The organism is Rothia uropygialis, assembly GCF_004137765.1.
GTDB lineage: Bacteria > Actinomycetota > Actinomycetes > Actinomycetales > Micrococcaceae > Rothia.
The window spans coordinates 230,167-249,962 of sequence record NZ_NOIS01000003.1 but is presented as its reverse complement, the minus strand read 5'-3'; the positions used below and the strand labels follow the sequence as shown (position 1 = coordinate 249,962).

Sequence of the window (19,796 nt, the reverse complement as noted above, 5' to 3'; positions counted from 1 at the left end):
TGCTAATATGAGACGCGCGACACGGGGTGCCTCCGGAGGGAGGCTGAGATGAAACCCGTAGAACCTGATTCAGCTAGTACTGGCGAAGGGAATGTCCGCAGAGCGCACTTGCATCCGCGTGCCGCAGCCGCGGTTGCGAGAACCGCTCTTTCGGGTGCCTTCGCCTCGATCGAGAGGCAAAGACCATGACCGAAAATCCCACCACCGTATCGAGCGTTCTGCCCATCGGCGAGCAGATCGTGGTTGTGACCGGCGGTGCGAGGGGCCTGGGAGAGAGCATCAGCCGCGCTTTCCTCCGCGAAGGGGCACGAGTGGTGATCGGCTACCACCGCAGCAAGGACGACGCCATGTGCATCGTCGACGAGTTCCCGGACCGAGCCCGTTGCGCGGCCCTTGACGTTCGAGACGGGGAGAGCATTCGCAAGTTCGCGGCTTCAGCCTCCGAGTTCTTCGACGCCGCACCCACCACGCTGGTCAACAACGCCCTGGTGGACTTCAGCTTCAACGGCGAGGCCCGGTCGAAAGCCGCCGACATCACCGCAGAGGAATTCCAGAAACAGATCGACGGGTCGCTCCACGGGCCGGTCGCGATGATCCAGGCGCTCCGGCCTGGCATGGCCAAGCGGGGTTTCGGACGCATCGTGAACATCGGCACGAACCTGTTCCAGAACCCCGTGGTCCCGTACCATGACTACACGGCCGCCAAGGCCGCCCTGCTGTCCCTGACCAGGACCTTCTCCCACGACCTGGGGCAGGAGGGCATCACGGTCAACATGGTCTCCGGCGGTCTGCTGCGGGAGACGGACGCCAGCTCCGCAACACCGGATGAGGTCTTCGACATGATCGCTGCGGGAACGCCGCTGCGTTCGGTGACCACCCCGGACGAAATGGCCGACGCGATTCTCTTGTTCGCCTCGCCGTGGGCCCGGTCTGTGACCGGGCAGAACTTGATCGTCGACGGTGGCTTGGTCAAGGGATGAGCGCCGTGATGAAAAAACAAGCACACATCAACCTGTTCATCTTCGGCTGTGGGCACCACAACGCCGCGTGGCGGTCTGCCGGCTCGTCAGTCGAGCGGCTCGGCGAGATCGGTTATTACGAAGAACTCGCGCAGATCGCCGAGCGTGGAAAACTCGACGCTGTTTTCTTTGCCGACGGCCAGTCCCTGAGCCCCGGTGGGATCGAGGATTCTCCCGCGTGGTTCCTCGAGCCGTTGACTGCTTTGGCCGCAATGGCGCGGGCGACCTCGAAGATCGGCCTGGTCAGCACGGTATCCAGCTCTTTCTACGCGCCCTACCATGCGGCCCGGATGCTCGCGAGTCTGGACCACATCAGTTCCGGGCGGGCCGGTTGGAACGTCGTGACGTCCATGTTCGACGGCGAGGCCCGCAACCACGGAATGGCTACTCTGCCTCCTCATGAGGAGCGATACGCCAGGGCCGAGGAGTTCATCGATGCGGTTCAGGCCCTGTGGGATTCGTGGCCTCGTTCCTCGATATGTGCGGACCGAGAGGGGCGCTACGCGGATAGGACCCAGATCCGGAGCGTGGACCACGAGGGCGAACACTTCTCGGTCGCCGGTCCGCTCAACGTGCCCGAACCGCCGCAGGGACGGCCCGTGCTGTTCCAGGCGGGTGCGTCCGAACCCGGACGAAGCCTCGCATCGCGTCGCGCGGAAGGTATCTACGCCGTCGCCTATGACCTCGAACAGGGCGAGGAATACCGCACCGACATTCGGCGTCGGGTCGCGGCCGCGGGCCGGAACCCGGACGACGTCGTCGTGATGCCTGGGCTCGTGACCTACGTGGGCTCGACCGTCGAGGAAGCCGAACGGAAGCGAAGGGAGCTGGACGAGCTCCTGCCCGTCGAGGCCTCCCTGCGCCAGCTGGGAAAATTCGTGCAGCGCGACTGCAGCGACTGGGAGCTCGACGCGCCCGTCCCGGAGCTCGAACCGCTCGAGCAGTTCACCGGGCCCAAAGGGCGGTACGCGACGATTCTGCGCATCATCGAAGCCGAGCGCCCCACGGTGCGCGAGCTCCTGGGGCGGCTCGCGGCCGGTGGCGGACACTGCACCATGGTCGGGACCCCGGAGACCATTGCCGATCAGATCGAGCACTGGCTGGACGACGGGGGAGCGGACGGCTTCAACCTGATGCTCCCGACCCTGCCGGGCGGCATCGAGGACTTCGTGGACCAGGTGATTCCGGAACTTCAGAAACGTGGCCGCTTCCGCACGGACTACGACGCCGCGACCCTCCGGGGGCATCTGGCTAGCGGGTGAACCAAGGGGGTGATGTACGGACATGACGACATTTCCGCAGGTCACGGGGAATAAGTATAGATTTTATATCTATACTTAAAATTTCTAGACTTTTCGTGCCGAATCCCTTGCCCGGGTGCCCTAAGTCACTTAAGATACTTCTTGCCATTATTCGTGATTCATCCGTAACGGGCAAACATGAAATTGTTAATATCGATGAAACTTCTGGCTGGCTCGCTAGTAGCTTGTGGTCTGGCATCGAGTCTGGTGATCGCGGCACCACCCGCTTCCGCTACCGTACTTGGATGCCCCACCTCCAATGTGTGCGTCTATGAGCATGCTCGTCGTGGCGGTTCGTCGCAGGTCATTAACGGTTACAACGGGTATACGGACCTGAGTCGATCCCTTCACGATCGCGCGAGTTCGTGGACCAACGCGAACGTTAGGGCTTCCGAAGGTATTGGTCAGTGGCGTCGGGGTAGGCAGTTTATTGGCCAAACCCTGCCGCCCGGCTGGTATGAGGACAATTTGAAAAGCGTCAGATTTAATGACATGGCAGATTTCGTGGAACAAGTCTGACGTATTAGGTTTTGGCGATGGCGGCCTGACGGTCGCCATCGCCGGGCTGAAAGAGAATAATGAAAAATATTACTTTTTTCTCTGTTCTGGTATTTTTCCTTGTGGGGTGCGGGGCCGCCGAGGGCGGGGCGAAGAGCGAGCCTAATGCGAGCGAGTCTACCGAGAGTCTCGCCATCGAAAGCGTCGCTGCCGCGACGTCGCCCGATCCCCAAGCTATCGAAAAAGTGGATGAACTCTTCCGTCAGACCCCGGCGATGCATGACGCGGTCGAGAAAGAAATCGGACAGTGTGTCAGTAACCATGGCGCGCGGTGGGTCGCCCGATCGCATAAGACCCCGTCGGTGCGTAGTTTGGCGAGTCCGTCGGAACTCAACGTCGAAGATGCTCGGGTTCAGGGATATGTGACTGACGCCGGGCTGGAAGATCCTGAATCTCTACCTTCAGACATGGAAAAGAAGGCGATCTCCGTATTTATCGGGGACCCCGAGAATGGTTCGGTGAGTGTGGAGGGGGTGCCTGGTGGCATTTCCAAGGATGGTTGCCTGGCTTTCGCTTATGAAAAAGTTTTCGGTTCCGCGGAATCTGGTGTTGTCTTCGAAGGCGCCGCAGGGAACCTGCCGCTCCCTTACGTCAATGCGGCTATGGACTCGGAGGGGACTCGAGGCCTCGAAAAGAAGTGGTCCGAATGCATGAAAAACGATGAGAACCTCGAATTCGAGACTCCGGACATTATTCACGCGAAAATAAAGAACCCCGGTATCGATATCGCCGTGGCTGATGCGAAGTGCCGGGACAAGGTCGACTTCGAGAACCAACTCCGGAAGCAGCTCAACGCGTACCTGACGACGTTCCTCAACGACAAACAGGGGCTGATAGCCCAGGTCACCGAGGCCAAGAGGGCCGCCGAGGCCAACGCGCCCACAATCCTTGCCGGGTAGGAGCGAGGTAGTCAGTGAAGAAGATCTGGTTGCTCGTCGGAACCGTTGGGCTCGTCCTGGCCACGAGTCTCACGTGGTTCATGGCCTCGTCCTTCAAGACGACCGCCCAAAAAGCGGCCGAAGCCGAAGCTCCCCCGCCCTCTCTTGTCACCGCTTCGGTGGTTCGGGACACATTGCGCAGTACGGTCCCAGTGACGTGCGCCGTGGGCTACGAATCCAGCGTGGCCCTCCAGGCCCCGGGATCTGCCGGTACGGATCAGTACACTCGGATTGCCCTTGGGGCCAAAGAGCGGATCGACCAAGGGACCTTGATCGCGGAGGTCAATGGAAAGCCAGTATTCGCTCTGATCGGCGGCTTCTCAATGTACAGGGACCTCCGGCTCGACGACCGTGGCCCCGATGCCGCTTTGTTGAACAAATCCTTGAGCGCCATGGGGTATCAAGCGCCTCGTCCCTCGGAGGCTCGCGACATTGTCGACGAACGTACTTACAAGGCACTCAGCGAACTGTACAAACACTTCGGATACAAGCCGCTCGAGGCCAAAGAGAGCATTCCGGCATCGTCGTTCCTGGTCCTGGAGCGTCCCAGCGCCGTGGTGGGTGAGCCGCGGAAAACCGGCTCGGTTTCGCTAGGCCCTATCGCAAAAGTATCCGCCGACGGTGTGCGCCTGCGCTGCACAGGGCCCTCGGGGCAACTCGCCCCGGAAGCAACAGTCGGCAAACGCGTCACCGTGCCGTCGCTCGGAACCACAGAATATCCCGTGACGTCCATTGTGGAGAAGCTCTCTACCAGTCAGGGAAGCAACAGCGAACAACTCCGGGGCGGTTCTGCCCAGAACAAGAGCGAGGGAGGAGAATCGGGTACCCAGGTCAGGCCCGATGGAACGCACGAAGACCAAACCGAACGGGAAGCCTTCGTGGATCTCGGAGCTGACGCGGACAAGGTCCGAGGGACCGTGAACGGCCAAATCATCCTCGAAGAGTCCGAACCCCGTCAGCTCGTGGTCCCCAGCTCAGCGCTCTGGACCAAGAACGGCGAAACACGGGTAACCGTGGTCGATGGGAACGAGTCCAGTGAAATCCCGGTCAAGGTCACGTTCTCATCCGCAGGCATGAACGCCGTGGAACCCCTCTCGGGGGACCTGAAGGAAGGAGACGCCGTGCGTCTCGGAACCACGGGCGGTGAGGGCAGGTGACCGCTGCCGTCGGGCAAGGGACTGACGGTGTGGCCGGCCAATCAGTCGTCGCGCGCGGTCTGGGACAGGTCTTCGATGAGGGAGGCTCTCGGACCAGGGTGCTCGGCGGCGTGGACGTCGAACTCCGGCCGGGCGAGATGGTCGCGGTAGTCGGACCATCCGGATCAGGCAAGAGCACTCTCCTCCATATCCTGGGTCTCCTCGCGCCACCCACCGAGGGAAGCTACCTCCTCGACGGTCGGGACACGGCCGCCCTGACCCGTGCGGAGCGCGCCGCCACGAGGCTTGAGAAGATCTCCTTCGTTTTCCAAGCCTTCCACCTGGTGGAGCACAAGACCGTCATGGCCAATGTCGAGCTCCCCCTCAAATACCTAGGGGTCAAAAAGCACGAACGCCGGGCTTTGGCGGAACGCATGCTCAACAGGCTGGGCCTGAGTCATCGCCGGGACGCGATGCCGAGAACCCTCTCGGGCGGAGAGAAACAACGAGTAGCGATTGCCCGTGCGCTCGTCACGAACCCGAAGCTTCTGCTGTGCGACGAGCCGACGGGATCCTTGGATTCGCGGCGGTCAGGCGAGGTCATGCACATGCTCCGGGCGATGACGGGGCCTCAACAGACAACGGTGATCGTCACCCATGATCCGTGGGTGGCCTCCCAATGCGACCGCTCACTCACGCTTGACGACGGCCGTCTTTTCGAGTCGTCACCCCCGACCGATGCTGAAGCAAATCCCGTGGAGAGCGGAACGCGGACATTCGAGGGGTCCGAGCGGGGCAGCCATGAACCTGACACGGTAGGTGCTGGAGCCGGCATACAAACGCCAATCCGGGAACCGAACGCCAAGAATCTGTCGACGTTCCGCTCGGGGGTGGTCGAAGCCGCTGAAGCCGTGATCCGGCGAGCTCGCCGCAACCTGCTGACCACGTTGGGAGTGACGCTGGGGGTCGCCACCTTGGTCCTGACCACCGGGCTCACCTCGACCATTGCCGGACAGCTCTCCGACGCGTTCAACGTCTTCAAAGCACAACGGATTGTCCTCAACCAAACGGCACAGGCACCGCTCACCTCCGAGGAAGCCGTGGACCTCGCCCGTGGAGAAGGGATCAAAAGGCTCGGGAAACTGAACGGCGTCACATCCACTGCCGTGATTCGTCCGTTGACCACCAGTGTCGAGACGGTCACCCCTGCTCCGGAAACCCGGCAGGATTTTGAAGGGCGGGTGCAGGCTCCCGTTCTGGCCGCGACCCCCAGTATTTTCGTGGCCCAAGGACAAGAGGTTACTGACGGGCGAACATTCGACGAGGGCCACATGGATCGCAAAGACCGTGTGGCCGTGGTCGGGCGCTCCCTCTTGGAGAACCTAGGTATCCCGTGGACGTCCGGTCTGACGCTGTTCGTCGGGGGACAACCTCTCACGGTGGTGGGGGTGACCACCGAGAACCCGTCCTTGTCCGACTACCACGGAGCGGTATACGTTCCGTTGGGTGTGAGCCTGGATGGTCACGACGGCGGTCGAACCAGCGTCGTCCTGGCTACGGCTCCCGGGGCGGCGCCTCAGGTCGGCCGCGAGGCACCCATGGCGCTCAGCCCTCACCAGCCTGTGCTCTTCGCGGCCAGCGTCCCCGCTGAGCCGGAAACCCTGCGTCGAGCGGTGGACCAGCAACAGCGTTCTCTCTTGTTGACCCTCTCGGCAGTGACATTGCTGATCGGAACCGTCGGGATCATGAACACGTTCCTGGTCGCAGTGCTGGAAAGGCGCAAGGAAATCGGTCTCCGTCTGGCTCTCGGGAACCGGGCGAGAGGGATCATGGTCCAGTTCGCGGCCGAGGCGATGCTGACGAGTGCTGTCGGCGCGGTGGCTGGGGTGGTCGTTGCGCTGGACGCAATTGCAACCATCAGCGTGGTGAACCATTGGCAGCCCATAGTCAGTGCCGGAACGGTTGCGTGGGGACTCGCCGCGGGGCTCGTCGTGGGCCTCGTGGCCGGGGCCTACCCGGCCTGGAAAGCGGGGCGGATCGACCCCGTGGAGACCCTGATGCATTCATAGAAACAACCTAGATCCCTTAAGTTGTCGGTCGGGGTGCCTAAGCTGTTGTGTGTCTCCCAAGATCATCTGAATTGAGGACCTGACCATGATGAGCCAAAGGCACTTGGACGAATCAATCTGGGCAAGAATCGAAGATATGACCCTGCTTCCGCGAGCCGAGGCCCTCGCCACCGCCGCGCACGAAGGGCAAAAAGACAAGTCTGGGGAGGCTTACATTGGTCACCCCGCTCGCGTTGCCTCGCATGCGGCGCGTCGTTGCGATGACCGGGGTGTCTACGGGTACGAAGCAAACCTGGTCATCGCGGCCGCATGGTTGCATGACGTTTTGGAAGACACGTCAGTCAGCGAGGCTCAACTGAGAGAAGCATTCCCGGAGACAGTCGTGGATGCAGTTGTTGCTGTGACCAAACGACCCGACGAGACGACCGAGGCCTATTTCGAGAAAGTCCGTGCGGTACCCGCCGCTGTGCTGGTCAAGAAGTCCGATCTGGACGACAACACGGACCCGCAGCGGACGGCGCGTCTCGGCAAAGAGACCCGGGAGCGCTTGGCCGTGAAATACAGCCGCGCCAAAGAACTCCTCAGCCTATGAAAACGGCGCGGTTCGCCAACAACTGGCCAGCCGCGCCGCACACTCTGGAAGTCGGGGCTACTCGCTCCGAGTGATCGTGACCCGGATGCTCTTCATTAGGGGCTGCTCGGACTGCGTGCTGTAGTCCTCGATTCCGATCAGCACGTTCATCTCCGGCATGTAACCGGCCGCGCTTCCCTGAGGGATGTCCTTCGCGAAGGCTCGATACTTGTTCAGCCGGCGCATAATGCCCAGCTTCGAGGTCGACGTGATGGACACGAAATCCCCCTCCTGGATTCCGCGGGCGCGCATGTCGTCGGGATTCATGAACACCAGGGTGCGGATGTTCTTGATTCCCCGGTAACGATCATTGTTGGAATAGATCGTCGTGTTCCACTGGTCGTGGGAGCGCATCGTCTGCAGAACTAGTTTGCCGTCGCCCGGGTCCACTTGCGGCAATTCGGCGGTCGAGAAATTCGCCTTGCCGCTCGCGGTCTTAGAGAAATCCAGTTCGCGTGCCGCCTGGTAGATGCGGAATCCCGCAGGCCGGCGCACACGTTCGTTGAAATTCTCGAACCCGGGCAGAACCTCGGCCATCATGTCGCGGATCTCGTCGTAATTGTCCACGTACTTCTCGAACGGCGTCGTCGATTCGGGCAGGGTCGCACGAGCCATGCCGCCCAGGATCGCCATTTCCGACAGCAGGTGCGGGGACGCCGGCTTCTTCATGCCGAAGGAGGCATGGACCATCGACATCGCGTCCTCGGCCGAGACGCACTGTTCACCCGAGGCCTGGATATCCTTCTCGGAGCGGCCCAGGCACGGCAGAATCAGCGATTTTTTGCCGTGGACAATGTGGCTTCGGTTCAGCTTCGTGCTGACCTGCACATTCAGATCCAGCTTCCGCATTGCGGTCTCGGTGTACTCCGGATCCGGAACCGCGCGAACGAAGTTGCCGCCCAGCGAGACGAACACCTTGACCGATCCCTCGTGCATGGCCTCGATCGAGCTGACCGTGTCCAGGCCGTGCTCGGTCGGCGCATCCACATTGAAAGCGCGGTTGAGCTTCTCGATGAACTCCTTGCTCGGGCGATGGTCGATGCCGCAGGTCCGGTTTCCCTGGACGTTCGAGTGCCCGCGCACGGGGGAGGGGCCGACGCCATTCTTGCCCAGGTTGCCCCGCAGCATCAGAAGGTTGACGATCTCTCGGACAGTGTCCACACCGTGCTCGTGCTGGGAGACACCGAGGCACCAGGAGATCAGCGTCTTGTCCGACTCGCGGTACAGGTTCGCGAGCTGCATGATCTGGCCCTTGGAAACACCCGACTGCTCCTCGAGCTCCTCCCAGGAGGTCTGCTCGACGAGGTTGCGGTACGCCTCGAAATCGTGGGTGTACTTTTCGAGGAACGCGTGGTCGATGGCCTCCGGGTCGTTGCCGGCGAGCTCGATCAGGCGCTTGCCGATGCCCCGCATCAGTGCCATATCGCCCCCAGGACGGACCTGGAGGTTGAGGGAAGAAGTTCGGGTGACCTTGGCCATCATCATCTGATCGATCTCGTGCGGCACGATCGTTCCGTTGGTCGCGGCCTCAATGATCGGATTGATGTGAACGATCTTGGTGCCCTTGCGCTCGGCCTCGGCCAGTGCTGTGAGCATGCGCGGCGCATTGGAGCCAGCATTCACGCCCATCACGAACAAGAGATCTGCCTCGAGCCAGTCATTCAGGTCGGCCGTTCCCTTGCCCGTGCCGAGGGAGGCCGTCAATGCGCGCCCGGACGCCTCGTGGCACATGTTGGAACAATCGGGCAGATTGTTCGTGCCGAACTCGCGCGCCCAGAGCTGGTACATGAACGTCGCCTCATTGCTCAGCCGGCCTGAGGTGTAGAACGTGGCTTCGTGCGGGCTGTCCAGGCTGCGGAGGGTATCTCCGACCATCGCGAAAGCATCATCCCACGTGATCGGGATGTAGTGATCGGAATCGGCATCGTAGGACATCGGCTCGGTCAAACGTCCGACCTTCTCCAGATCGTGGTCGCTCCAAGACTCGAGTTCGGACACAGAATGCTGGGCAAAGAACTCGCGCGTCGTCCGCTTCGGCGTCATCTCCCACGTGACGTGTTTGATGCCGTTTTCGCAAATATCCATCGAGACGTTGGGGTCGTCCGGCCAGGCGCATCCGGGGCAGTCGAAACCGCCGTCAGTTTGGTTCATGGTGAACACCGAACGGGCGCCGAGGACTGGTTCACGTTCCTTGGCCAAGACCTCGGTCACGGACAACGCGGCGCCGTAACCGGCGGCGGGGTGATGGTAATCCTTCTGAGAAAACGGGCGGCGAGTGCGCGGGCCATAACCGCCCTGGCCCTGTTCGCCCTCCACGTTCCACTCGGTGACGAGCTGACCTGCAAGCCCCTGGAGGTACGAATTATTGAGAGGCCCTTTGTTTTTGCCGGGGGCGCTGGCGGTCTCGTCGGACTGTCCTTTGATATGCGGATGGACGGTCATGGTTTCTCCTCGCCCGGTGTATGGTTCGAATGCCCGACCGGTCCGGGAACGATCAGGGGCAAGTCTGGTGCCAGGATACCCCCGGCGTGAGATGCCTTGCCAAGCGAAATTTTTCTCGGTTCCCGCGACGTGGGCTTCGCCGGTGACACGGTTGACCCTCGAAAAGGTCCACAGCGCCGACGTCCCGAGCCCGCTGACACGGGCCACCCCAGCGCCGGGGCCTGGAGATGCACTTATGCGGAAATGCCTCGGAAACCCCATATTTGTCCCGGCCCCGGCGGCCCCTGGGCGCCAGATCCTGTTCTTGAGACCTGGGCTTCACAACTGTCAAAGCGGTGATCTCGATCACTAGACTGAGGGTGTACTGACTCCGAACGGAAGAAGAGATCATGCGTGCCGCCCGTTATTACCAGAACCACGACATCCGCATTGACGACATCGAACCGCCGGTCGCCGGAGCCGGGGACGTTCTCATCAACGTCGCATGGTGCGGGATCTGCGGAACCGACCTCCACGAGTACTTGGACGGGCCGATCTTCGTTCCGCCCAAGGGCCAGCCCCACCCGATTTCCGGTGAAGAGGCGCCCATCACGCTGGGGCACGAGATGAGCGGTACCGTCGCCGCACTGGGCGAAGGCGTTGACGACCTCGAAGTCGGGCAGAAGGTCGTCGTCGAGCCCTACCTGATCCGTGAAGAGGATTGGGAGGATCCTCATTACCAACTTAGCCCGGACATGAACTTTATTGGCCTGGGCGGTGGAGGAGGCGGCCTCGGCGAACAGATTGCCGTCAACCGTCACTGGGTCCACCCCATCGCCGACTCGGTGAATCTCGACGAAGCGGCCCTGATCGAGCCTCTCTCCGTCGCTCACCACGGTTTTGTACGATCCGGAGCCAAGAAAGGGGACACAGCCGTCATCGGGGGCGCTGGTCCCATCGGAGTACTCACAGCGGCGGTGGCCAAAGCCGAAGGGCTGACTGTTGTCATCTCCGAACTCTCGGAACTGCGTCGTCAGAAAGCATTGGACGCGGGGGTAGCCGACTATGCTTTCGATCCCCGGGAAGTCGACGTGGCCGAAGAGGTCCGCGGGCTCACCGACGGAAAGGGCGCGGACGTCGGCTTCGAATGCAGTTCGGTCGACGCCGTGTTGGACATGCTTCTGGATGCCGTTCGTCCGGCAGGGGTGATCGTCAATGTCTCCATCTGGGGGCACGAGCCGAAGGTTGCTCTGCACAAACTGGTGATGAAGGAAATCGACCTCCGGGGCACCATCGGGTATTCCTACGACCATCCGGCAACCATCAAGCTCGTCGAAGAAGGTCTGGTGGATCTTCGCCCGTTCATCACCGGCAAGATCGGTCTGGATGACCTGATCGACAAAGGCTTCGATACGCTGATCAACCACAATGAGACCGCCGTGAAGATTCTGGTTTCCCCGACTGGCCAAGGGCTCGAGAATTAAAGCGTGATCTCCAGAAGTTCCTCGTGGACGGTGGTGTCGCCGGTGAGCTCCGGGTGGAAGGAAATGCCCAGAATGTTTCCCTGACGCACCGCAACCACCTCGTCCTCGTGTCTGGCCAGCGTCCGGACCCCTTCGCCCAGCGCCGTGACGATCGGCGCTCGGATGAAGGCGGCTCGGACGGACCGCGATGCCGAGCCCATCCAATCGAGCGTGGCTTCCGTCGAGGCGACCTGCGAGCCGAAAGCGTTCCGGGAGACGCCGACGTCGAGCACCGCCAATGACTGTTGCCCGGGGGCCGGGTCGTCGATATGGGACGACAGCATGATGAGGCCCGCGCAGGTACCCAGTACCGGCAACCCGCCGCGAATCGCCTCGATCAGAGGCCCGCGGAGCCCGAAAATCCTGGTCAGGCGGTCAATGGTTGAAGATTCACCACCGGGAAGCACCAAGGCGTCAAGCTGCTTCAACTCTTCGGGGCGCCGGACGAGTACGGTTTGGGCGCCGAGCTGGCCGAGCATACGGACATGCTCGGCCACCCCACCCTGAAGCGCGAGCACCCCAACAGTAGGGTTGCTCATGGACTGCCTACCAGCCGCGTTCTGCCAGGCGATGCGGGGCCGCAAGATCGCCCACGTTGATCCCGACCATGGCTTCACCGAGTCCGCGTGAGGCTTCGGCGACCGCGTGGGCGTCGTCGTAGTAGGCCGTTGCCTTGACGATTGCGGCCGCGCGCTGTGCAGGGTTGCCGGACTTGAAGATTCCGGATCCGACGAACACCCCGTCGGCACCGAGCTGCATCATCATCGCGGCATCCGCCGGAGTCGCGACGCCGCCGGCCGTGAACAGAACGACCGGCAGCTTTCCGGTGCGTGCGACCTCCACAACGATGTCGTACGGTGCTGCAAGTTCCTTGGCCTTGACGTACAGCGAATCGGGTGCGGAAGCGTAGGCGGCCTGGAGATCGGCGATCTGTGACTTGATGGTCCGAATGTGTTTGGTTGCTTCGGAAACATCCCCGGTACCGGCTTCACCCTTGGAACGGATCATTGCGGCGCCTTCGGCAATGCGGCGGAGGGCCTCGCCCAGGTTGGTTGCACCGCACACGAACGGGACGGTGAACTTCTGCTTGTCGATGTGGTTCACGTAATCGGCGGGGGAAAGAACCTCGGACTCGTCGATGTAGTCGACCTTGAGCGCCTCGAGGATCTGGGCCTCGACGAAATGCCCGATTCGAGCCTTGGCCATGACAGGGATGGAAACGGTCTCGATAATCTGCTCGATCAGGTCCGGATCGGACATACGGGCGACTCCGCCCTGAGCCCGGATATCGGCGGGCACTCGTTCCAGAGCCATGACGGCAACCGCGCCCGCGTCCTCGGCGATGCGGGCTTGTTCCGGGGTGACGACGTCCATGATGACGCCGCCCTTCAACATGTCGGCCAGGCCCCGCTTGACGAGGGGCGAGCCGGTCTGGGCAGAGTTTTCGGTAGCTGATTCAGTCATGAGACCATCATGTCCGAGCTCCTGGTACAGAGTAAGGGCCAGAATTGCGGAAAAATTTTGGTCCAGTTGGAATACATCTGCCGAAGCGAGAGTTCTGCGAGGTCAAGACCGAAGTGACGCATCCTGCCGCCTCGAATTGGATCAGCGCTCAGGGGAGGTCTTCGGGGTCCGGAACAAAGAGGTCCTCTATGGTGCAGTCGAATACGCTCGCCAGCTGAAACGCGAGAGGCAGGGAAGGATCATATTTGCCTTTTTCGATCGACAAGATGGTTTGGCGGGATACGCCCACCTGATCGGCCAGGTGCTGCTGAGACCACTGCAGGGCGATCCGGTAGTGCCGTACGTGGTTGTTCACGATCAGCTCCTAGATTTTTCGTAGGCGTACCGGGCTGCGAAATCAACCATCATCGCTACGGTCCCGCCGAGGAAAAACCAGGATATGTCAAAGGACAATTTCCACCAGCTCGTCAGGGCTGCGCCGAGGCCCATAACGATGAGGAGGTCGTGGAAGACACCTTGAGCGGCCTGGGTGTACCACGTGGATTCGATGGATTTTTCGGGGGCCTTGATTGCGCCTCGGACTGTCTCTCGATCGACCAGAATCAGCCACCACAGCATATACAGGGGAGAGAGCAGGAATGTGCAAAAGATGAAGAAAGCCAGAACGTCGAATGTGCCGTGCGTGGTGAGCAACGATGCCGGCAGGCTGGCCGCGGCGGTCGTGATGGCTCCGAGTGCCAGTGCGGGTTTCCACGCGTAAACCTTGCGGGACCCGTGGCGCACGTAACCCCAACGGGGGCGTTTCGTGACATCGGTCTTTCGAATCATGCATTCTCCTTGATTGGTATTTTTGGATGTAAAGTAACGTTTACATGTATAGGTTGCTTTACACAAGAGGGCTTTTCAAGGCCCCGAACGAGGACCTTCCGGAAGCACGTAGATGAGGTGAACGCATATGGCGCGCTACAGGGCTGACGTGGAGCTTCCGCTGGCGATCGACCGTTCTGCCGGGTCGATACCCGGTCAGATAGTCGAGCAGATCCGCGCTCTGGTGACTGAAGGGCGTCTTCTGCCGGGTGACCGTCTCCCGTCGACACGCGTGCTCGCCGACAGAACCGGAGTATCCCGGGGATCGGTCACCACGGCCTATGACCAGCTCTCCGTCGAGGGGTACGTGGTGGCCGATCGGGGTAGTACACGCATTACCCCGGAGCTTCCCGGAGTAGTGCGCCCGGGTTTCACGCGAAACACCGGTGAGCCTTCGCGACGAGGAACGCACGCGGACCTTGAGACGCGCCGTCCTCCGGGCGAGGCGAGGCCCACCCGGGGCCCGCGTCCGGCCTCGGTCACGTGCCCATTCGACCTCCGCCCGGGCACCCCGGACACCTCGACGCTGGCCAATACGACGTGGCGGGCGGCATGGCGTGCGGCCGCGGCCGAACCGTCCCTGGGCTATGCACCTCAGGGATCCCTGGCATTGCGGGACCAACTCAGCGAATACCTGCGTCTCATGCGTTCTGTGGTGCGCGGGCCCGATGACCTGTTGGTTACGGCGGGTGCCCGCGACGGGCTCCGTATTCTGCTTACGACTCTCTCTGAGAGGAACGCTCGCACGTTGGTCGTTGCGGTCGAGGATCCGGGTTATCCGTCCCTTCACCGGGTTCCCCGTGCTCTCGGCCACCGGATCGTGCCCGTCCCCCTCGACGAGCAAGGACTCAACCCGGCCGGCTTCCCTGCCGGGGGCGACCGTCCCGACGTCGTGCTGGTGACTCCGTCCCACCAATACCCCATGGGCGCTTCGATGCCGGTAGCACGACGCCTCGAGCTCATTCACTGGGCCAGGGAGAACCACGCGATCCTCGTGGAAGACGACTACGATTCGGAACTTCGTTATGTCGGTGAGCCCTTGCCGGCATTGGCCGCGCTGGATGAACCGAGCACGGGGGCGGAGCAATCCGTCGTGACCCTCGGGTCATTCGCCAAGGTTCTGACTCCGGGCCTGGGCCTGGGTTATCTCCTTATGCCTCACCACCTCGCGGAAGACCTGGTCAGTCTCAAGAACGACGCCGGACCGCCGATTTCCGGGATACTTCAGGACGCCATGACCCGGTTCATGGCCGAGGGAGGGCTGCAACGACACACCGCTCGCATGCGGCGAAGTTATCGTCGCCGACGGGATTTGATGGCGTCCGTCTTCGATGCGACAGAAGCCCTCGGTAAGGTTCAGGTTCTGCCGATGGACGGAGGACTGCATGCCGTACTGCAATTGCCCTCCCCAGAAGCGGAATCAAGGGTCATCGAAGAGGCCAGGCGCCGGGGCGTGGTCGTCTCAGGACTGGGCACGTATTGGAGTGGCGGTCGCGGACGAGCAGGTGTGGTCGTAGGTTTCGGGGGTCTCAGTGAACCCAGGTTCGAAAGGGGGCTGGTTCTGCTTCGGCAAGCCCTCGAAAACAGTATCTAGTGGACTCTCCATTTCCCGTGGCCGCGGTGGACGGTTAAGCTGAAATCCCGCCACAAACGTCGCTCGTGTGTGGTCGTGAAACCCAACTTGCGAAAGGCAAACCGCCGAATGCCCGCTCCGGAAACCCGCCAGACCGTTCGGGAGCTTCGTGCTCTGTTCGGACCGGCGCTCACACGCGCGCTCATCTACCTCGTGTACGGCCTGATCACGGTCTTTTGGCAAGAGCCGACGCTGATGATCGTGCGATGGATCCTGGGCCTCTACCTGATAGCGCAGGGCATCGCACTGATCTACATGCAGCGCAGCCTCAACGAACACGTGTACGGTCAGCGCGGCCCCAGCAGCTCGGTCATTCAGTCTTACGCGATTCTGTATTTGTTGGGTGGCGTGCTCACGGTCGCCTTCGCGGGATCCCTTCCGACCCTGGTCCTGATCGCCGGGTTGATTCTTTCGATTTGCGGCGTCACCGAATTGCTTCAAGGCATGCGAACCTCCACCACCTCGGCCATGTCCAAGGACTGGAAGATCGCCGGATTGGTGACATTCCTAACGGGTGCCGCGCTTTTCCTCATCGGGGAGATCGGTCCCAAAGCGGCTTTCGGCGTGACGGGCGGGGGAGCCATCATCGTCGGAATCTTCATGATCCTTGCCGCTTTGACGTTCCGGCACGACGCGACCGCCTTGGAACAGCAGAACGACGGCGACTAGTCTGCGGGCTCCCGAAACGCCGATGCCCAGGCCGCGCGAGTCGATTTCGGGACGTAGACTAGAGAAGCATCGCGAAGACACCAGGAGGAACACACGTGGCACAGCGCCCCAAGCGCGGAATCAAGGCCGACATTAAGGGACCGCTCATCATCGCGGCGGTCCTGGCCGTCGTCGCATTCGTGTGCATCCTGATTTTCGCCACGGGCGGGACGAACAACACACCCGAATTCCGCCTCGCATTGTCCGTGGCCGGTTGCGTATTCGTCGGAACGCTCGTTGTGTGTGCGACCTTGATCATCGTCGAGAAGCCGAATGACGAGGAACTCGGTCAGGGCACCGGTATCAATAAGCGTTCGGCGGACCTTTACGCCCAAGCCAGAGCGCGTAAGGACGCCCGTGAGCGGGAAGCCCGCGAGCGCGAAGCCCAGGAAAAGGGAAACGCGACGTCGGACGGTTCCGAGCCGAGCGGTTCAGAACAGGGCCCAGACTACGGTCAGCGCGCCCACCCGGAAGAGCACAACTAGGGGACTTTCTTACCCCGGGTTTTTCCCGAGGTGACCGGACGGCGTCGAACAATCCTGTAGGCGCCGAGGACGATCGCGAAGCTGAGGGCAGAGAGCATGAGCTGCCACCGCGTGGCCGGATAAACGGCCATGAAGGCGAGGACCCCTACGATCCACGCCATCGTGAGGTAGCTCAGCCACGGAAACCCCCACATCCGGAAGCCCGGTGTGATTCCTTGAGCAGCCAGCCGGCGTCGCACTGATACTTCTGCGAGGACCAGCAGGAAGTAATAGATCAGACACACCGCACCCGATGAATTGATGAGGAACAGGAAGACCTGTTCCGGGAAAAAGTAGTTGGCAATCACCGATAGGTAGCTGACGACCGTCGCGGCGAAGATGGCTCGTGCAGGAACCTTGCGGGAATTCAGTCTGACGAGGAATTTCGGGGCGTCACCATGTTTGGACAGTGAGAAGAGCACGCGCGAGGTCAAGTACAGGCAAGAGTTCAGGGAACTGAGGACCGCGGTGAGAACCACAACCTCCATGATGACGTCCGCATACGGGATGCCCACGGCGCTCAGTGTCAGTGCGAAAGGGCTGCGCACCTCGGACCCGGACATCGGCGTGTTCCACGGAACCACGCAGACGATGACCGAGACGGACAAGAGATAAAAGAACAAAATCCTGTACATGACTTGGCGCGTTGCCCGGGCGGCATACTTCGCCGGGTCCTTGGACTCAGCCGCGGCAATGGTGGCGATCTCTGCGCCTGCGAAGGAAAACAGCACCGTAACGGATCCCACAACGACGGCGCCCGAGCCCTTGGGGAAGAACCCACCGTGTTCGGTCAGATGAGTCGTGCCGGGAGAGTGCCCGAAGAGACCAAGCAGAAAAAGGCCGCCGACGACGAGGAAAAAGACGATCGCGACGATCTTGATCGAAGCCAACCAGAATTCCGTCTCCGCATAGACCCGAACCGAGATCAGATTCAAGACAGTCATGGCGACGATCAGACCGAGGCAGACTGCCCAGTTCGGCACAGACGGGAAGAACCCGCTGATGATTCCGGCCCCCGCGACCGCTTCGACTGCGGCGACGATGACCCAGAAGTACCAGTACATCCACCCGACCGAAAACCCTGCCCATCGGCCCAGCCCGAACCGCGGGTAGTTTTCGATACTGCGGGCTTCCGGCAGCACTACGGCCATTTCGCCGACGGCGCGCATGATCAGAGTGACCAGGACCCCGGAAACGATATAGCTGATCAGCGCCGCGGGGCCGACCGCGTTGAGCACCGCCCCTGAACTGACGAAGAGTCCGGCACCGATCACGCCGCCGAGCGCAATCATGGTCACGTGCCGGTTGGTCAGCGAATTGCGCAGTTGAGGGGCGGAATTCCGGTTCATTGGGCAGGGCCCACCAAATTTCTGGTAGTCACCCAGCAGATTATGCCCTGATCCGGACCGAAGGCGCAGCTGATTCGGCGCGTTCGAACTGGATCGGCGAGGATAATCCTCAGGACACAATTTCCCGGCACATCAGGGATTCATTTCTGATTCCATGGGAATTTCGGTTTGTGAGCGGGACTTTGCGCGGATAACGCACTTCGCGCAGGTCGGTGATGTCGGATTCGACCATGCCTCCGGGGCCGGGCGTGGTGCGGGGTAGAGCCCGGTCTACCCCCGTACCCCATAGTCAGGCATGATTTCGCGTGAGCCAGCGCTGATATCGAACAAAATGCCTGTTTCAGGTTTTGTTTAGTTGATAATTTTTCGATTATGAATTCTGGAATAAAGATCGGATCGGCCCCTGCCCGTGCGGCCTCGAGTTCCTCCGTGGACGGTCGCATCCCGGAGCTGGATGTTCTGCGAGGGGTGGCACTGGCCGGAATCATTCTCGTCAATGCCCCTCAGATTCTGCATCTGGGTGCTCTACCGAACGAAACGAGCCACTGGCTCAATGATTTTGTGCAACAACGTTTCTTCCCTATTTTCTCGCTCTTGTTCGGTACCGGATTCGGTCTGATGTGGGCGGGTGCTCGGGCAAAGACGGATTCGCCGCGCTGGGCTATGGCACGGAGGTTCCTCATGCTCGCCGTGCTCGGCGTGATCCACCAGGTCCTCCAGCCTGGTGAGGCGCTTCTGCCTTACGCCGTGGCAGGGTTGGTCTTCCTGTTGCCCTCTACCTTCGTGCCCGAGAAGGCACGCACCTGGGTCTGCCTGGTATCCGGTGTGGCATTGACGGTTGTGGGGGTCACTGTCTTCAGCGGAGGCCCCGCGGTGATCCCGGGTCTGTTCCTCCTGGGATTCTCTTTAGGAGGTTCCTCGTGGGTGCGCAAAATGACCGCTTACCCGAAACTGACCTGGGGGGTTGCCCTGATCCTGGTGATCGCCGACGCCTGCGGCTACCTGATGACATCACAGCAGGCACGATTTCTCGACAGCAATTTCGCCGCACAATTCGGACTCCTGGGCGCCCTGACGTACTGCTTCGTGGTCCTGGCGATCATGACTACACCCGTCCGTGGCTTCATGATCGCGACGTTCTCGCCCCTCGGCAAGATGGCCTTGACCAATTACATCGGCGCGACAGTGATCGTGTTGGCGGCACGATTCCTCGTGCCTGGTCTCTTCGAATCCGAAGACCCTGCCTCGTGGGTGTGGTGCCTGGTCGGTTGTGGCGCAGTACTGGTCGTCCAATGGCTGTATTCGAAGGCCTGGCTACGCGCGTTCGCCCAGGGACCGCTGGAGCGCTTGTGGCGTCTGGTCACATGGTGGGGAAACGGGGCTTCTCGATCCGTGCCGCGGAGCAATTGATCGAATCCCGCAACCTTGTCGAGCAGGATCTAGGAGGCGACTGCAAAGCCCGTCCCAATGGTGATGAGGTGGAAGCTGATCGCAATTGAAAGCATGGGGCCTGCGATCCTTGGCCCAGTCTGTCCTGCCCATAGCGCGTGGAATATTTTTCGCAGCCGGTCCTCTGGCGAGACCCCTGCCAGTTTAGGACGTAACACGTTTTACACCCGTGGATACATGATCGAACATCCTGTACAGGTCCTTGC

General features: G+C 61.4%; 18 protein-coding genes and 1 riboswitch. Of the genes, 12 read left to right on the top strand and 6 right to left on the bottom strand.

Annotated features, from left to right (window positions below; genetic code table 11):
* Positions 1 to 12: 12 nt before the first annotated feature.
* Positions 13 to 109, top strand: a riboswitch (TPP riboswitch).
* Positions 110 to 185: 76 nt separating this feature from the next.
* The 7 genes from EWV35_RS07880 to EWV35_RS07855 all read left to right on the top strand — a co-directional run bounded on the left by EWV35_RS07880 (position 186) and on the right by EWV35_RS07855 (position 7,613).
* Positions 186 to 980 carry a 3-oxoacyl-ACP reductase gene (locus EWV35_RS07880; RefSeq protein WP_129660227.1) on the top strand — a complete coding sequence of 265 codons (795 nt, stop codon included), beginning with the start codon at positions 186 to 188 and terminating at the stop codon, positions 978 to 980.
* An 8-nt stretch (positions 981 to 988) separates the two neighbouring features.
* Positions 989 to 2,281 carry an LLM class flavin-dependent oxidoreductase gene (locus EWV35_RS07875; RefSeq protein WP_394342446.1) on the top strand — a complete coding sequence of 431 codons (1,293 nt, stop codon included), beginning with the start codon at positions 989 to 991 and terminating at the stop codon, positions 2,279 to 2,281.
* A 177-nt stretch (positions 2,282 to 2,458) separates the two neighbouring features.
* Positions 2,459 to 2,839 (top strand): peptidase inhibitor family I36 protein, encoded by a 381-nt coding sequence (locus EWV35_RS13630; protein ID WP_366150674.1) that lies wholly within the window; start codon positions 2,459 to 2,461, stop codon positions 2,837 to 2,839.
* A 59-nt stretch (positions 2,840 to 2,898) separates the two neighbouring features.
* A complete protein-coding gene (locus EWV35_RS07870; RefSeq protein WP_129660221.1) occupies positions 2,899 to 3,777 on the top strand; it encodes a hypothetical protein in 879 nt (292 codons plus the stop codon).
* Positions 3,778 to 3,791: 14 nt separating this feature from the next.
* On the top strand, positions 3,792 to 4,973 hold the full coding sequence (locus EWV35_RS07865) for an efflux RND transporter periplasmic adaptor subunit (protein ID WP_129660218.1): 1,182 nt from the start codon (positions 3,792 to 3,794) through the stop codon (positions 4,971 to 4,973).
* Between the two features lie 29 nt (positions 4,974 to 5,002).
* A complete protein-coding gene (locus EWV35_RS07860) occupies positions 5,003 to 7,021 on the top strand; it encodes an ABC transporter ATP-binding protein/permease (protein WP_129660215.1) in 2,019 nt (672 codons plus the stop codon).
* Positions 7,022 to 7,157: 136 nt separating this feature from the next.
* Complete coding sequence (locus tag EWV35_RS07855; RefSeq protein WP_129660212.1) at positions 7,158 to 7,613, top strand: HD domain-containing protein; 456 nt, start codon at positions 7,158 to 7,160, stop codon at positions 7,611 to 7,613.
* A 57-nt stretch (positions 7,614 to 7,670) separates the two neighbouring features.
* Here the strand turns inward: EWV35_RS07855 and EWV35_RS07850 are convergent, their stop codons facing one another.
* Positions 7,671 to 10,094 (bottom strand): FdhF/YdeP family oxidoreductase, encoded by a 2,424-nt coding sequence (locus EWV35_RS07850; RefSeq protein WP_129660209.1) that lies wholly within the window; start codon positions 10,092 to 10,094, stop codon positions 7,671 to 7,673.
* 389 nt (positions 10,095 to 10,483) lie between these two features.
* Here EWV35_RS07850 and EWV35_RS07845 point away from each other — a divergent pair, with 389 nt between their 5' ends.
* Positions 10,484 to 11,557 carry a 2,3-butanediol dehydrogenase gene (locus EWV35_RS07845; RefSeq protein WP_129660206.1) on the top strand — a complete coding sequence of 358 codons (1,074 nt, stop codon included), beginning with the start codon at positions 10,484 to 10,486 and terminating at the stop codon, positions 11,555 to 11,557.
* Here EWV35_RS07845 and pdxT read toward each other — a convergent pair.
* From pdxT to EWV35_RS07825, 4 genes are all read right to left on the bottom strand, one after another.
* Positions 11,554 to 12,135 (bottom strand): pyridoxal 5'-phosphate synthase glutaminase subunit PdxT, encoded by a 582-nt coding sequence (gene pdxT / locus EWV35_RS07840; protein WP_129660203.1) that lies wholly within the window; start codon positions 12,133 to 12,135, stop codon positions 11,554 to 11,556. The two genes, EWV35_RS07845 and pdxT, sit on opposite strands and share 4 nt — an antisense overlap.
* A 7-nt stretch (positions 12,136 to 12,142) precedes the next feature.
* Positions 12,143 to 13,060 carry a pyridoxal 5'-phosphate synthase lyase subunit PdxS gene (gene pdxS, locus EWV35_RS07835; protein ID WP_129660199.1) on the bottom strand — a complete coding sequence of 306 codons (918 nt, stop codon included), beginning with the start codon at positions 13,058 to 13,060 and terminating at the stop codon, positions 12,143 to 12,145.
* Between the two features lie 148 nt (positions 13,061 to 13,208).
* The gene (locus tag EWV35_RS07830; protein WP_129660196.1) at positions 13,209 to 13,415 is read right to left on the bottom strand and encodes a helix-turn-helix transcriptional regulator; all 207 of its coding nucleotides are present in this window, start codon (positions 13,413 to 13,415) and stop codon (positions 13,209 to 13,211) included.
* 2 nt (positions 13,416 to 13,417) lie between these two features.
* A complete protein-coding gene (locus EWV35_RS07825; protein WP_129660193.1) occupies positions 13,418 to 13,888 on the bottom strand; it encodes a hypothetical protein in 471 nt (156 codons plus the stop codon).
* A 127-nt stretch (positions 13,889 to 14,015) separates the two neighbouring features.
* Here EWV35_RS07825 and pdxR point away from each other — a divergent pair, with 127 nt between their 5' ends.
* The 3 genes from pdxR (at position 14,016) to EWV35_RS07810 (ending at position 16,753) form a co-directional block, all read left to right on the top strand.
* Positions 14,016 to 15,521: a MocR-like pyridoxine biosynthesis transcription factor PdxR gene (gene pdxR, locus EWV35_RS07820; protein WP_129660191.1), complete on the top strand. Its 1,506-nt coding sequence runs from the start codon at positions 14,016 to 14,018 to the stop codon at positions 15,519 to 15,521.
* Positions 15,522 to 15,629: 108 nt separating this feature from the next.
* A complete protein-coding gene (locus EWV35_RS07815; protein WP_129660188.1) occupies positions 15,630 to 16,229 on the top strand; it encodes a DUF308 domain-containing protein in 600 nt (199 codons plus the stop codon).
* 95 nt (positions 16,230 to 16,324) lie between these two features.
* A complete protein-coding gene (locus EWV35_RS07810; protein WP_129660186.1) occupies positions 16,325 to 16,753 on the top strand; it encodes a hypothetical protein in 429 nt (142 codons plus the stop codon).
* Here EWV35_RS07810 and EWV35_RS07805 read toward each other — a convergent pair.
* A complete protein-coding gene (locus tag EWV35_RS07805) occupies positions 16,750 to 18,141 on the bottom strand; it encodes an amino acid permease (protein ID WP_129660183.1) in 1,392 nt (463 codons plus the stop codon). The genes EWV35_RS07810 and EWV35_RS07805 overlap by 4 nt on opposite strands.
* A 372-nt stretch (positions 18,142 to 18,513) precedes the next feature.
* On the opposite strand from EWV35_RS07805, the gene EWV35_RS07800 reads away from it, so the two are divergent.
* The gene (locus EWV35_RS07800) at positions 18,514 to 19,551 is read left to right on the top strand and encodes a DUF418 domain-containing protein (RefSeq protein ID WP_129660181.1); all 1,038 of its coding nucleotides are present in this window, start codon (positions 18,514 to 18,516) and stop codon (positions 19,549 to 19,551) included.
* The last annotated feature ends 245 nt before the right edge of the window (positions 19,552 to 19,796 follow it).